Origin of the sequence: Acinetobacter sp. ANC 3903, from assembly GCF_002135315.1 — a bacterium.
Classification (GTDB): domain Bacteria; phylum Pseudomonadota; class Gammaproteobacteria; order Pseudomonadales; family Moraxellaceae; genus Acinetobacter.
The window spans coordinates 104,026-119,340 of sequence record NZ_NEGA01000004.1; the positions used below are offsets into that span (position 1 = coordinate 104,026).

At 44.3% G+C, this 15,315-nt stretch carries 12 protein-coding genes and 1 riboswitch; of the genes, 1 reads left to right on the forward strand and 11 read right to left on the reverse strand.

Annotated features, from left to right (window positions below):
- Window positions 1–11: 11 nt before the first annotated feature.
- The 10 genes from recJ to B9T29_RS04100 form a co-directional block, all read right to left on the reverse strand.
- Window positions 12–1,715, reverse strand: coding sequence for a single-stranded-DNA-specific exonuclease RecJ (recJ, locus tag B9T29_RS04050; RefSeq protein WP_086174687.1), 1,704 nt, complete (start codon window positions 1,713–1,715; stop codon window positions 12–14).
- Window positions 1,715–2,371: a pyridoxamine 5'-phosphate oxidase gene (gene pdxH, locus B9T29_RS04055; protein WP_086174688.1), complete on the reverse strand. Its 657-nt coding sequence runs from the start codon at window positions 2,369–2,371 to the stop codon at window positions 1,715–1,717. Before pdxH ends, recJ begins: the two co-directional genes overlap by 1 nt.
- A 9-nt stretch (window positions 2,372–2,380) precedes the next feature.
- On the reverse strand, window positions 2,381–3,712 hold the full coding sequence (gene glmM, locus B9T29_RS04060) for a phosphoglucosamine mutase (RefSeq protein ID WP_086174689.1): 1,332 nt from the start codon (window positions 3,710–3,712) through the stop codon (window positions 2,381–2,383).
- A gap of 125 nt (window positions 3,713–3,837) precedes the next feature.
- Window positions 3,838–5,304 carry an IMP dehydrogenase gene (guaB, locus tag B9T29_RS04065; RefSeq protein WP_086174690.1) on the reverse strand — a complete coding sequence of 489 codons (1,467 nt, stop codon included), beginning with the start codon at window positions 5,302–5,304 and terminating at the stop codon, window positions 3,838–3,840.
- A 173-nt stretch (window positions 5,305–5,477) separates the two neighbouring features.
- Window positions 5,478–5,843, reverse strand: coding sequence for a YkgJ family cysteine cluster protein (locus B9T29_RS04070; RefSeq protein WP_086174691.1), 366 nt, complete (start codon window positions 5,841–5,843; stop codon window positions 5,478–5,480).
- A 97-nt stretch (window positions 5,844–5,940) separates the two neighbouring features.
- Window positions 5,941–6,738, reverse strand: coding sequence for an MBL fold metallo-hydrolase (locus tag B9T29_RS04075; protein ID WP_086174783.1), 798 nt, complete (start codon window positions 6,736–6,738; stop codon window positions 5,941–5,943).
- A 181-nt stretch (window positions 6,739–6,919) separates the two neighbouring features.
- Window positions 6,920–7,498 carry a TMEM165/GDT1 family protein gene (locus tag B9T29_RS04080; RefSeq protein WP_086174692.1) on the reverse strand — a complete coding sequence of 193 codons (579 nt, stop codon included), beginning with the start codon at window positions 7,496–7,498 and terminating at the stop codon, window positions 6,920–6,922.
- A gap of 74 nt (window positions 7,499–7,572) precedes the next feature.
- Window positions 7,573–7,717, reverse strand: a riboswitch (yybP-ykoY riboswitch).
- 242 nt (window positions 7,718–7,959) lie between these two features.
- The gene (locus B9T29_RS04090; RefSeq protein WP_086174693.1) at window positions 7,960–9,972 is read right to left on the reverse strand and encodes a 2-oxo acid dehydrogenase subunit E2; all 2,013 of its coding nucleotides are present in this window, start codon (window positions 9,970–9,972) and stop codon (window positions 7,960–7,962) included.
- Window positions 9,973–9,974: 2 nt separating this feature from the next.
- On the reverse strand, window positions 9,975–12,689 hold the full coding sequence (gene aceE, locus B9T29_RS04095) for a pyruvate dehydrogenase (acetyl-transferring), homodimeric type (protein ID WP_086174694.1): 2,715 nt from the start codon (window positions 12,687–12,689) through the stop codon (window positions 9,975–9,977).
- Window positions 12,690–12,972: 283 nt separating this feature from the next.
- Entirely contained in the window at window positions 12,973–13,662 is a 690-nt protein-coding gene (locus B9T29_RS04100) for a M23 family metallopeptidase (protein ID WP_086174695.1), read from the reverse strand.
- 107 nt (window positions 13,663–13,769) lie between these two features.
- On the opposite strand from B9T29_RS04100, the gene B9T29_RS04105 reads away from it, so the two are divergent.
- Entirely contained in the window at window positions 13,770–14,210 is a 441-nt protein-coding gene (locus tag B9T29_RS04105) for a DUF721 domain-containing protein (protein WP_086174696.1), read from the forward strand.
- A gap of 97 nt (window positions 14,211–14,307) precedes the next feature.
- On the opposite strand, the gene lpxC is transcribed toward B9T29_RS04105, so the two are convergent.
- Window positions 14,308–15,210: a UDP-3-O-acyl-N-acetylglucosamine deacetylase gene (gene lpxC, locus B9T29_RS04110; RefSeq protein ID WP_086174697.1), complete on the reverse strand. Its 903-nt coding sequence runs from the start codon at window positions 15,208–15,210 to the stop codon at window positions 14,308–14,310.
- Window positions 15,211–15,315 lie beyond the last annotated feature (105 nt).

Consider the following 15,315-nt stretch of genomic DNA (forward strand, 5'->3'; position numbering starts at 1 on the left):
TGAGCGGTTTTTTATTGTTCCAAATGGATCACGCGTAGTTGTAAGCTGACGTTGCCATTGAATTCATTTTTATCAATTTCATAGACCAGTCGTACACTGCCCTGCATGGCATCAAATTCAAATTTGTCTCGCGCATTAAATGCGATTGCTTCTACAATTTGACCATTTTGCAAAGCCAGACGCAACTTTAAATGCATTTCTTTCAGCCAACGATAATCCAGAATTTTAAACACCCCTTCAAAAATCGGTGATGGGAATTTTTGTCCCCAAGGGCTTAAGTTTTGCAAAAAATCGACTGTTTCAATGTGAAAATATTCTGTTGGCAATTCACCATCGGTCCATAAAGTGGCATGAAAAAGCGACTCATCCATATTGGAGATCAACGCTTCAAACACCTGCTTAAATTCATCAAAATGCTGTTTTTCAAGGGTCAAACCCGCCGCAGCGGCATGTCCGCCAAAATGACTGACCAAATGCGGATGCTGTTCGGCAATCATTTCAATAGCATCGCGTATATGCACACCTTCTATGGAGCGGGCCGAGCCTTTAATATGAATGCCATCTTCATCTGCCGCAAAAACGATACTGGGACGGTGAAACTGTTCTTTCAGGCGACCAGCCACAATACCAATTACACCCTGATGCCAATGCGGTTCAAATAAAATTAACGCAGCAGGCAAATGCTCTTGATCCAACTCAAGCTGGGTAAGTTCAGACAGCGCCTCCTGCTTCATCTGAGTCTCGACCTGGCGACGCTCAGTGTTCAATTGATTTAATTGCTGAGCTAAGGGATAGGCTGTTTGCAAATCGGCAGCCAGCAGACACTCAATACCGATATCCATGGTTTCCATGCGTCCAGCCGCATTAATACGCGGGCCAAGCACAAAACCCAAATCTTGAGCTTTTAAGGATGCTGGATCACGTCCGGCAATATCCAGTAATGCACTAATCCCTGCACGACACTGATTTTGCTGAATACGCTTTACCCCAGCATCGACCAAAATGCGATTGTTATAATCCAGGCTTGCGACATCGGCATAAGTCCCAAGTGCAACCAGATCTAGATACTGGGCGACCTTTGCAGTGGACTTGCCTAATTGACTGCGATAACTGGATAAATTGGCAAGCAGGTAAAATGCCACCCCTACCCCAGCCAGAGCTTTGCTGGGAAATTCACAGCCTAACTGGTTCGGATTGACCACGGCTTCTGCTTTAGGGGTTTCTTTGGTGGTTAAGTGATGATCGGTAATAATCACCTGCATGCCATGTGCTTGTGCCTGTTCAACTCCGGCATGGCTGGAAATGCCATTATCTACCGTAACCAGTAAATCTGGCTGGAAAGTGGTAAAAGCCAAATCGGCAATAGCCGGTGTTAAACCATAGCCATATTTAAAACGATCCGGCACTAGATACACGACATTCGCACCCATATCCCGCAAGGCTAAAATCATCAATGCCGTGCTGGTAGCACCATCAGCATCATAATCGCCTACAATCACGATTTTCTTTTGCTGATCAATGGCTAAGTCAATCAGCTGAATCGCTTGCTCTAAACCTTTCATGGTCGGTGCTAAAAGATGCTTCAGTTTCAGTTCAAGTTCTTGTTCCGATTGCACACCACGGCGCGCTAAAATTTGCGCAATAAACGGCGACACGCCCTGAAAATTTTCAGGGCGTGTAATAAACGGTCTTTGCTGAATCAGTGTTTTTGGCATTAAGGCATGAGTCGTTGTAATGTCCACTTAGCATCGATTCTTTCATAACACAAGCGGTCATGTAAACGGTTTGGACGACCTTGCCAGAACTCATAATAATCTGGCGTCAAGCGATAGCCGCCCCAGAATACCGGTTTAGCCAGAACAGCTTTGTCATTGACCTGATTTTGCAAAATTTGAAAACGTGACTGTAATTCTTCCCGGCTGGCAATCACTCCGCTTTGTGGCGTACTGATATGCGCTGCAATCTGGCTATCGCGTGGGCGTTTATGGTAGTAATCGGTCGATTCTTCTAAAGAGATTTTCTCAACTCGACCACCCACACGGATTTGGCGTTCTTGCTCAGGCCAATAGAACAGCAATTCGGCATAAGGATTTTCTGCCAAATCCTGGCCTTTTTGGCTGTCGTAATTGGTATAAAAATCATAACCCGCTTCAGTCGCACCACGTAATAATAGGGTACGCACATGCGGACGGCCTTGTGCATTCGCAGTTGCCAATGACATGGCATAGGGTTCATGCAGTTTCGCTTCTAAAGCATGGTTAAACCAATTCAAGAATTGCTCATGCGGGTTTTCAGCCGCATGAGTTTCGTGTAATTCCCCTTTTTGGTAACTTAAGCGCAGTTCGCTTAAGTCTTTAATCAGATCATTCATATTATTCCCTTATGCTGCGTTAGAGCGTACACAATCTGCAAGCTGATTGGCCAAATCGGTTACTTCCTGAAGATTGTCACCTTCTACCATCACCCGAATAACCGGCTCTGTTCCTGATTTACGGATCAGTAAACGACCACGGCCCTTCAATTGTTCTGCTGCCTGATCAAATTCAGCCACCAATGCCGGCACAGAGTACGGGTCAAACATTTCCGCCAGACGCACATTCACCAATACATTCGGTAATAGGGTAAAACCTTCAACCAATTCATGCAGGGCTTTTTGTTGCTCGACCATCACGGTTAATACCTGTAATGCGGCAATAATGGCATCACCTGTCGTACTCTTGTCTAAAGTCAGAATATGACCTGATGGTTCACCACCAATCACCCAGCCATTTTCGTCCAAAGCTTGCAAGACATAACGGTCACCTACTTTGGCACGCACAAATGGAACCTGGGCTTTTTCCAAAGCCAGTTCAAGCGCCATATTGCTCATGACCGTACCCACAATACCTGCAGGTTTGTGCTTGCCCTGAGTAGCCAAAATGTACAGGATATGGTCGCCAGTGATCTGCTCACCGTTTTTATCCACCATAATCACGCGGTCTGCATCACCATCAAAGGCAATACCCAAATCTGCCTGATGTTCAAGCACGGCCTTTTGCAGGTTTTCCGGATGGGTTGAACCGCAGTCCTGATTGATGTTTAAGCCATCTGGTTCGTTATACAGTGCCACAACTTTGGCACCCAGTTCTTTAAATACCGATGGTCCCACGTTATAGGCAGCACCATTGGCACAGTCCACCACAATTTTTAAATTACTGAGGTCAAAATGGTATGGAAAGGTAGATTTACAGAATTCAATGTAACGGCCATTGGCATCTTTAACACGCACACTTTTACCCAGGTTTGCGGTATCTTCAATCTTTAACTCGTTTTCCAGTTCCTGGTTAATCGCATCTTGAATCTCATCGGGCAGTTTCCTGCCTTCACTGGAGAAAAACTTGATTCCATTATCAAAATAAGGATTATGCGAAGCTGAAATCACGATTCCCAAGCTGGCATGTAAAGCACGGGTTAAATGTGCAATTGCAGGAGTGGGTAACGGGCCAAGCAAATGCACATACACGCCCGCCGCATTTAAACCTGCCTGTAATGCAGATTCTAGAATATAGCCCGATAAACGGGTATCTTTGCCTAGAACGACGATGGGTTTATTTTTATTGCTATATTGTTTTAATACTTTGCCCGCAGCAAACCCAAGCTTGAGTGCAAATTCAGGTGTAATTGGAAGTTCCCCGAACTTTCCGCGGATGCCATCTGTACCAAAATAACTCATTCTTTACTCACTTCTTATACATGTAGATGGGATTTATCATCCAATTTTAGTCTTAATTACTTTACACCAAAATCAAAAAAGCCGTCATATAAATGACGGCTTTTCCTGAATTTGATTACTAAAAATCAACCAACACGGTAGTTAGGTGCTTCTTTGGTAATAGTCACGTCATGCACATGCGATTCAGACATACCTGCCGCTGTGATTTTCACAAACTTGGCATTTTGACGAAGATCGTTCACGGTAGCAGAACCGGTATAACCCATAGAAGAACGCAGGCCACCCATCATCTGGTGCACAATGTTACCCATAGGGCCTTTGTAAGGTACGCGACCTTCAATACCCTCTGGAACCAGTTTTTCAGCGCCAGCTTTCGAGTCCTGGAAATAACGGTCAGCAGAACCTGTTGCACCCGCCATTGCACCCAATGAACCCATACCACGGTAAGCTTTGTAATAACGACCCTGGAAGAATTCCACTTCACCTGGTGCTTCTTCAGTACCAGCCATCAATGAACCGACCATGATTGTACTTGCACCCGCACCAATTGCTTTGGCCATATCACCAGAGAAACGAATGCCACCATCTGCGATCAATGGAATTTGTTCTTTTAATGCATTGGCAACGCTGTCGATCGCAGAGATTTGCGGCATACCAATACCGGCAACAATACGAGTCGTACAGATTGAACCAGGACCGATACCCACTTTCACCGCATCCGCGCCTGCATCAAGAAGTGCAAGAGCAGCATCACCAGTGGCAATGTTACCGCCAATCACCTGAACTTGCGGATAGTTGGCTTTGACCCAACGTACGCGCTCAATCACGCCTGCAGAGTGACCATGTGCTGTATCTACAACAATGGCATCTACACCGGCTTCAACCAGTGCTTCAACACGGCTTGGCGTTTCTACACCCGTACCGACTGCGGCACCGACACGTAAACGACCAAGATCATCTTTACAGCTGTTTGGATAAAGTTCCGCTTTACGGAAATCAGTGACTGTAATCAAACCTTTCAGTTCGTTGTTGTCACCCACTACCAATACTTTCTCAATACGATTTTTTTGAAGAAGTGCCTGGATATTTTCTTTTGATTCGTTTTCGCGAACAGTCACGAGACGATCTTGACCTGTCATGATGTTGCTAACAGGTTGTTCCAGATTGGTTTCGAAACGTGTATCACGACCTGTCACAATGCCGACTACTTTGCCATCTTTAACAACAGGTACACCGCTGATATTGTTGGCTTGAGTGATTGCAATCAGTTCACGAACAGTGGTTTCTGGCGTTACGGTGATAGGATCTTTCACCATACCTGCTTCAAATTTTTTCACACGGCGTACTTCTGCAGCTTGTGCAGCAATATCCATGTTTTTGTGCAAGATACCAATACCACCATTTTGTGCCATTGCAATTGCCATACGGGATTCAGTCACCGTATCCATAGCTGCTGACACAAGAGGAATATTCAGGTTAATGCCACGAGTAAGGCGTGTCTTTAAGGAGACATCTTTTGGGAGAACAGTTGAGTAGGCAGGGAGTAATAAGACATCATCGAAGGTTAGAGCTTCTTGAACGATGGTCAACATAACAGTCTCACTGGTAATTTCCGTGCGCTATTATAAACAAAAAAAACAGTTTTATTCATGCTAATTTCAAACAGCAATGCAAAATAAATTTACATTACTGAATATCGGCCAACTTTTTTATTAAAAAACAGTCATTTTAATGCATGAGCATGTAAATTTGAGCGGGTACTCAATTAGCAGACCTGATCAAAATCCTCATCATTGGTCGACTCTAAAGATTCAAGCGGCACAAAAGGGATCATGCTATGCGCCCGTCTGGCCTTGTTGCATTGCTCATCGGCAATTTGCACTTCTTTGCATGAAGAGCTGCGTGCCTCATACATGCCACAACTGACCTGCTTGCCTATTTCACCGGTCAGGGCAATACAGCGCGGTGACTTTTGATTGGTTCCCGCCATACACGAATAAACTGCTGTTACAGGTTCCGTATAGTGTTCGGGCATGGCAAGCCCTTCTGCCCAATAAAATGAAACTCGAAAATAGGCGCAGCACGCGCCACAGCTTAAACAGGCATCCTGAGTGGGTACTTGAGACAACATTCTTATAAGTTCTCGTCATCTAACATATTTTTTAGTGCAAAAAATCTTAAAAAATGTTGCGCTTTAACTCAAGCTTTTTTCATCTATTTAAGATTTATTATTCGGGATAAGTAAATACGGTTTCATCCATTAAATCGACACCGCATTCCAGAGTTTCAATCCAGTCCAGAAATTGATTCACCTGCTCTGTGCCAATGAATGGCGTACCATGCTGCGGCACAATCATTTCCACGTCCATGGTACGAACCATTTGTACCCAAAGACGGATCACTTTATTGCAACACATATAACGTTGATGGAAACCTTTCATCTTCGGAATATGTGCAGCAAAATTTTCCAGCGGTTTAGAGGCATCATCTACCATGGATGCGCCCATATCACCAGAAAACAGAATTTTGGCAATCGGATCATAAAACTGGAAATTACCGACCGAGTGCAGGAAATGTGCCGGAACGGCAACAATGCTCGATTCACCCAACGGAATCACCTGACCATGGTCAGGCAGCTCAACCAGACGATCCAGCCAGTTCCCTTTCATCCGGTCGCTCATGAAAGCCGAGTTCAAATGCGGCAAGAAACGCGCCCATAATTTGGATGCCACCACTTTGGCCTCGGTATAGACCAGCCAGCGTGGCATAGAAGTAATAATGTCAGGGTCCTGATGGGATGCCATGACATAATCAAGATTGGTTAGACGGGTATATTTGTTCAGCTCCATGGTCAATGGAACGTAGGTCAAGTCGCCCCCTGGATCAAGCACTGCAGCACGTTCATGATCTAGGATTAGAAACTGGTTTGCCTGTACACCTTCACCTTTCACTAAACTGGTAAAACTAATACATTTATGCGTACCATTATCAAATAGTACTTGTGATGTGGTGCGATCAAACGCCATACCCATTCCCCAAAATATCGTTTTTAGACTAAATTTTTAATTCCTCTCAACATATAGGGATTCATGGAAATTTACAACAAAATAACATCTGAATATTGGTAGATTCATCAGTAAATTGTGCGGTATTTCACAATAAAAAATCCCGACAAAAATGCCAGGATTTTTTTAACGCTATTCAAATTTAAAAGAAATAATGTTGCACCAGTGCCACCACACCAATCACCAAAAACACAACTGCACCAATTTTATGAATCAGTGAAATCGGTAGTTTTTCTGCCAGTTTGTTACCAATAAAGACTGCAGGTGCATTGACCAGCATAATCCCGAGAGTGGTACCCAATGTCACCCAGCCTATACTGTCAAAGCGCGCGGCAAGTGCCACGGTAGCAATCTGGGTTTTATCGCCAATTTCGGCCAGAAAGAACAACACAAAAGTGGCACCAAAGACGCCATATTTTTGCCATTTATTAATGCTTTCAGTTTCATCATCCAGTTCATCAGGAATCAGCATCCACGCAGCCATCCCAATAAATCCTAGGGAAACAATCCATAACAATACGGTAGGGCTCAGCACAGTGGTAATCCATTGACCCAGGACAGCGGAAACACCATGGTTAACCACAGTCGCCAGGAAAATTGCGATCAGAATTGGAACAGGCTTTCGGAAACGCGCAGCCAGCAGCAAAGCCAGCAATTGAGTTTTGTCACCCATTTCGGACAAGGCAACAACAGCTAAAGAAATCAGGAAGGCTGAAAGCATGATGTATTTCTCTGGCTAGCATAATAAAACCTATGACTCACCCCTCCTGCTAGCCAAATTGTGCAGAGTGGTAAATCAAAGGTCTTGCCAACAAAAAGAAAATCATGATCAAAAGATCATTTGGTTCTTTGCTATGATGACCATGTTCTGTGGAACAATTATGTTGACCATCACCTTTTTACATTGCGTAAAAAGCGGCTACTCCCCAATGAAGTGCATACATTTTAAGCTGAAAGATAAAAATTTTCAAATGACTTTAAAAATATCATTTCAGGATCACGATAAACATTGCTATCCATGGCTAAAATTGAATTAAAAATCATTTTAAGCCAAGCAATATTTTACAGGCTGCACTCACCTTCTTATTCATGCCATATGGATGAGCATGTTCATTTCTCAACACCAAAATCTTTTACAAAAAACCCTGCCGAAGCAGGGTTTCCTCTTCCCATAAACTCAAATTAGAGTAATAAGCTACGAATATCTGCCAATAATTTGGTCAGCTTATGTGTAAAACGTGCTGCATCTGCGCCATTAATTACACGGTGGTCATAAGACAATGACAACGGCAACATCAGCTTAGGATCAAAGCCTGTACCATTCCAAACCGGTTGCATGGTGGCAGGTGAAATACCCAAAATCGCCACCTGAGGCCAGTTCACCAATGGAGTGAATGCGGTACCGCCAATAGAGCCCAAGCTGGTAATGGTGAAGTTCGCGCCTTGCAAGTCTTTCGGTGACAATTTTTTGTCACGTGCTTTCTTGCTCAGCTCACCCAATTCCACAGCAATTTGCTTAATGGATTTTTGATCTGGATTGCGAAGTACCGGAACGGTTAAGCCATCCGGTGTTGCCACGGCAATCCCCATATGGATTTCATTACGCAGCAATACCGATTTTTGATCGTCCGCCAAATGGCCGGCAAAATACGGCTCTTCCTTCAACAGATAAGCGACTGCTTTGGCAATGAAAGCCAAAATCGTCAGGCTAATACCGTCTTGTTTAAACTTGGCTTTGAGCTCGCCGCGCCATGCTTCAAGTTCGGTAATATCTGCCAGGTCAAACTGTGTGACTTGAGGAATGAAGTTATTCAATGACAATTGAGGTACAGATACCTGCTGTAAGCGTGTCATTGCTTTTTCTTCAGTACCGCCAAAAGCACTAAAATCAGGCAATTTAGGCAAACCGGGAACTTGGGCCACAGCCTGTGCAACAGGAGCTGCTCGCGGAGCTGTCAGACGTGTTTTCACATAGGCAAATACATCTTCTTTCATCAAGCGGTCATGAGCACCCGAAGCTTTGACTTCAGCCAACACCACACCCAACTCACGAGCCAGCTTACGTACCGCAGGCCCCGCGTAGACTTTGGCATTGGCAGCATTCTGCTCTTTACTCAGCTTATCAGCCGATTGAACCGGTGCTTGTTCTACAGATGTCGCTACTTGTGGCACTGCTGCTGCTTTGGCTGCGGGAGCAGCTTCAACTTTGGCTGGCTGAGCTACAGCAGCTGCTGCCTGTCCTTTCGCTTCAATGGTCACCAAAGCCACACCTTGTGAGACATTTTGCCCCACTTGTACGTGAATGGCTTTAATCACCCCTGCCGATGAGCTTGGCACTTCTACAGTGGCTTTATCGGACTCAACCACAATAATGCTTTGATCCGCTTCGACCGTGTCCCCGACTTGAACTAAAATTTCCGCCACTACAGCTTTATCTACACCCAGATCGGGCACAGCAATTTCAACGTCTCCACTTGGTGCAGAGGCTACAGGTGCTTCAACTGCCGTTTCTGCTTTTGCCGCAGTCACAGGTACAGTTTCTGTACTAGGTGCTGTGCTTTGTACTGCTTCAGCACCAGAAGATACCGTTTTCACTTTTAACAGGACCACACCCTCTTTGACTGTGTCGCCTGCCCGAATTTCAACGCTCTCAACCGTACCTGAAACGGTACTTGGCACTTCGACAGTGGCTTTATCTGATTCCACCACCACAATGCTTTGATCGACAGCGATTTCATCACCCACCTGGACCAAAATTTCGCCGACCAGGGCTTTTTCTACCCCAATGTCAGGGACTTGCACCTCAACCACTGAAGAACTACCAGTCGGAGTCTTCGGTGCTGAAGCTACTGGTTGATGGGATGCCAGTTCTCGCATAATTTCTTGATCAGGCAAAGAAGTCGGAGTATTTTCCGAAGTTTTCTGTGAAGCATCTGCTTCCTGGACTTCAGTCGCGCCAATTGAACCGTCTTCAGCTTCCAGTTCAATCAGTACCGAACCTTCAGACACCACATCGCCTGCTGCAACCGTAATACTTTTCACGATCCCTGCTGAAGTGCTTGGCACTTCAACAGAGGCTTTATCTGACTCAAGCAACACCAGGCTGTCATCTACAGCAACGCTATCGCCCACTTTCACTAAAATTTCAGCAACGGTGGCTTTGTCTACCCCAATATCAGGTGTTTTGATTTGCATGCTTAGTTCTCCTCACCTGATTGTTCTTTATAGTCAGCCACTGCCTGAACTTCAGGGTGTGCTTGAGGTGCCCAAGCGACTGGACGATCAGTATCAAGTTCGAAGCTTGAGATGGCATCTTTCACCAAACGCGCATCAACTTCGCCTTCATCAGCCAGTTTCTTCAAGGTTGCCACGACAATGTGCGCAGCATCTACACCGAAGTAACTACGCAAATTGCCACGGGTATCTGAACGGCCGTAACCATCGGTACCCAAGGCTACGAATGGACGGTTGTCTGGAAGATAGGCACGGATCTGTTCGCTGTATGCACGCATATGATCAGTTGCAGAAACCACAATACCGTCAGTTTCACGCAATTGTTGTGATACCCAAGATTCCTTCGCTTCTTCAGTCAATGGATGCAGGCGATTGTATTCTTCACATGCCATACCATCACGTGCCAATTCGTTGAAGCTTGTTACACTCCACACGTTTGAGTGAATCTGGTATTCATCACGCAAGATTTTCGCCGCTTTAATCACTTCACGAAGAATTACACCTGAACCCATCAGCTGGACAGTGGCTTTGTCATCTTGCTCAAGCAGATACATACCACGCTTGATGCCTTCTTCAACGCCTTGCGGCATTTCAGGATGCTCATAGTTTTCGTTCATGACGGTCAGGTAATAGAACACGCGTTCCTGATTGACATACATGCGTTGCAAGCCATCATGTACGATAACCGCAAGTTCATAACCGAAACATGGATCATAAGACACACAGTTCGGAATGGTGTTGGCCAGAATGTGTGAATGACCATCCTGATGCTGTAAGCCTTCACCGTTCAATGTGGTACGACCCGCGGTTGCACCAAGCAAGAAACCTTGTGCCTGTGCATCACCGGCTGCCCAGGCAATGTCACCAATACGCTGGAAACCGAACATCGAGTAATACATGTACATCGGAATCATTGGCAGGTTATTGGTCGAATAACTGGTCGCCAAGGCTGCCCAGGCACTCATCGCACCGGCTTCGTTAATTCCTTCCTGTAACATGTGACCATCTTTGGCTTCACGATAGTTCATCAGCTGTTCTTGATCTTCAGGCGTGTATTTCTGACCATGTGCAGCATAGATACCCAACTGACGGAACATGCCTTCTAAACCAAAGGTACGTGCTTCATCCGGTACGATCGGAACTACGCGGTCTTTGATTGCTTTTTCTTTCAGTAGCGCTGAAATTAAGCGGACCATGACCATCGTGGTTGATTGCTGTTTGCCATTTGAACCTTTGAGTACAGCATCAAACACTGAAAGTTCTGGAATTGCCAAAACTTCACTTTCTTTACGACGTGCAGGCAGATAACCACCCAATGCTTCACGACGCGCCTTCATGTATTTAATTTCAGGCGAATTTTCACTTGGACGGTAGAATGGAACTTCTTCAAGCTGCTCATCGGTAAATGGCAAGTTAAAGCGATTACGTACATACTTTAATGATTCAAGCTGCATTTTCTTGATCTGGTGGGTTTTGTTCACCGCTTCAATTTCTTCAGACAAACCATAACCTTTTACCGTCTTCGCCAGGATCACTGTTGGTTGACCTGTCGATTTCATCGCTTCAGCATACGCAGCATAGACTTTGTATGGATCGTGACCACCGCGATTTAAGTTATCGATATCTTCGTCACTTAAATCTTTTACCAATGCTTCTGCTTCTGGGTATTTACCAAAGAAGTGTGCACGGGTATACGCACCACCTTTTACTTGGTAGCGCTGGTAATCACCATCCACCGCTTCTTCCATCACGGCTTTCAATGCACCGGAATTATCTTTTGCCAGTAACGGATCCCAATGACGACCCCACACGACTTTAATCACGCGCCAGCCGGCACCACGGAATAAAGATTCAAGTTCTTGAATGATTTTACCGTTACCACGTACCGGACCATCGAGACGTTGTAAGTTACAGTTCACAACCCATACAAGGTTGTCTAACTTTTCACGGCCAGCAAGAGAAATCGCACCTGTACTTTCTGGCTCATCCATCTCACCATCGCCGAGGTAAGCCCAGACTTTACGGTCTTCTTCTTTAATCAGGCTGCGGTTCATCAGGTATTTTTGAATATGCGCCTGATAGATCGACATGATCGGACCCAGACCCATGGATACGGTCGGGAACTGCCAATAATCTGGCATCAAGTACGGATGCGGATAACTCGGTAAACCATTACCACCGACTTCACGGCGGAAATTGTTCAGTTGATCTTCAGTCAAACGGCCTTCAAGGAATGAACGTGCATAAATACCTGGTGCACAGTGACCTTGGTAATAGATCATGTCACCACCAAAGTGGTCGCTATTGGCGCGGAAGAAGTGGTTAAAACCGACATCATATAAAGTTGCTGAAGATGCAAAACTGGCCAAGTGACCACCGAGGTCGTCACCGGTTTTATTGGCACGTAACACCATCGCCAAGGCATTCCAGCGAATCAATGCACGGATACGGCGCTCCATATCCTGGTCACCTGGCATGGCCGGGGTTTCATCCACAGAAATGGTATTTAAGTAAGGAGTATTTAGACGCTGAATGGGAACATGCTTGGCAATCGCGCGCTGATAGAGTTTTTCTAATAAAAATGCAGCACGCTCTGTACCCATATGCTGCAAAACCGAGTCAAATGCATCTTGCCATTCTTGGGTTTCTTGCGCGTCGGTATCACCATAAAACGCCATATTTCACCTGTTCCTTGAGCTTATTTATAGTCTCTATATGTACCATACTTTAGAGAGCATCAGTTATTGCTACAGCTGAATACGGAATAGCACTATTATTTAGATAATAAATACTTGTTGACCATTCTTTACGCAATAAAACAAAAAACCGCCAATATAGGCGGTTTTTTATACAATAACTATTCTCTTGAATGATACTCTTATATTCGAAAGCTCTAACAGGCTTAGAGTTACTCTTTAATGAATATGCAAATACCTGTAGTTCTCAATTGTCGTTATCCACTTATGGCAGCATTGCTAAATAAGGGGATGGATTTTTACGTTGTCCATCTTTGACTACTTCATAGTGTAGATGCGGGCCGGTACAACGACCAGTACAGCCTACATTAGCAATTTGCTCGCCTGCTTCCACACGATCGCCAACACGGGCAATCAAACGGGATGCATGTGCATAACGGGTTAAATAACCATTGCCGTGATTAATTTCCACGTATTGGCCATAACCGGTACCCCAACCTGACTTAGTCACTACACCCGGGCCAGTCGCATAAATAGGCGTACCACTTGGAGCAGACAAATCTAAACCTGAATGATGTTCAGCTCGCCCCGCCATACTACGGCCACCAAAATCTGAGCTCACACGTTTCATGGCTGGAAGAGGATGAGATACTAGCCAGGAGTAAGCATTCGCAGAATAAGTTTGTGAATTCTTTGAACCATATTTTTTAGCCAATGATTCATTGTTTAATTCAATTGTTTTTTCACGCAATTGAACATTCATTCTGGTGTCAGCAGGAAGATCAATGTCATTTGATTCTGCATAAGACCCTTGAGCCAAAGTACGGGTCAATTGTTCAATGCGATCTACCGATGCATTGTTGGAGCTAGGATTTAATTCGACTAAATCTGCAAAAGCTACAGATGCGGCAGAAGCTGCCAATGAAAACGCTAATAAAATACGTCGCGTATGCATAAAAACCTCTTTTAACTGTTCTTAGTCAATGTCCTTGCGTGATCTCTTCCTTGATATCCACTAAAAGAAGTGCGTAAGATTAAGACACAAATATGTAGGAACAATGTATGTCGGAACCAGTAAACGTCTTTCAACAAACAAGAAAACACTTAAAAACAGGAAACTTTACGTTTCTCTCTACACAAGTTGCTGCATGGCAGAAACTTACAAAACTCATTCAACCGCTATTGCCCCAACCAGAGCAATGGCAAGTTGTTTGTTATCAACATGGCATTTTGACGATTACAGGTGCAAATCAAGCTATGATTAGTCAACTTGCATATCTTCAAAAGCAATATATCGCCCAATTGTTACAATTACCTGAATTTAAAGACTTACAAAAACTGCAAGTACGTTTAAGAATTCAGACGCAAGCCCCTCTAAAACCCCAATCTCTGTCCCGATCCCTTAGTCCAGATACTCAAGACTTACTTCGTGGTGCTGCCGACTTTGTAAGCGATCCTAAGCTTAGCCAAGCTATGCTACGTTTGGCAAGCAATAAAAAGTAACCAATACGGGCATACCTTTGAATTAATAAAAAGAATATGTGAACTGTTTAACAATTCATTTTGTTATATTATAACACTCGCATTAAAAGACAATGACTTATGTCACACTTACATAAGAAATAGGACATTGAGTAATGTCATCAAATGTTACAATTTCGTAATTACTTGGATCACTTTTAACATTGCGTAATAATTGATTATTTAAGGCATGGCCAGACTTATAGCCATCAAATTTGGCAATAATCTGGTGTCCCAAGAGATATAAATCTCCGACTGCATCCAGAATTTTATGCCGCACAAACTCGTCCGAGAAACGCAAACCTTCTTCATTGACTACACCGGTTTCATCCACTCCAATGGCATTTTCCAGACTGGCACCTAATGCCAGATTATTGGCTTTTAAATAATCCAGATCTTTCATAAAACCAAAGGTACGTGCTCCACTGACTTCGTAGACAAAGGTTTCAGTAGAGAAATCGATGGTTGCAGACTGGTATTCTTTTTTAAATGCTGGATGATCAAAATCGATGGTGAAGTTGAGTTGAAAACCGTCATGAGGATGAAATACAGCGCGTTTATCCTCAATGAGCGCTTCAACAGGTTTTAAAATTTTTATAAATTTCTTCGGCGCATTTTGTTCAGCCAGACCACCTTGCATTAGCAAGTAAATAAATGGGCCGGCACTACCATCCATAATTGGAACTTCTGAAGCAGAAACTTCAATAATAAGATTATCAATTCCCAGTCCGGCAATTGCACTCATGACATGTTCAATAGTACCGACTTTGGCATTTTCCTGAACCAGATTAGAACACATGAATGCTTCTTGAATCAGCATGGCATCTGCTGGAATATCCACCGGCGGATTTAAATCGATACGTCGAAATACAATGCCCCCATCCACATGGTGCGGCACAAAGTTAATTAAGACTTTTTGCCCACTATGAAGACCAATACCGCTCGCTTTCACGACACGCTTTAGGGTGCGCTGTTTCAACATGTTTTTCTATCATCTGCTCATCAAACCGCTATACGTTAGCATATTTAGCCATTGATAAAAAACAAAAAGGTAGCCTTAAGACTACCTTTTCTGCTGAATCTATAC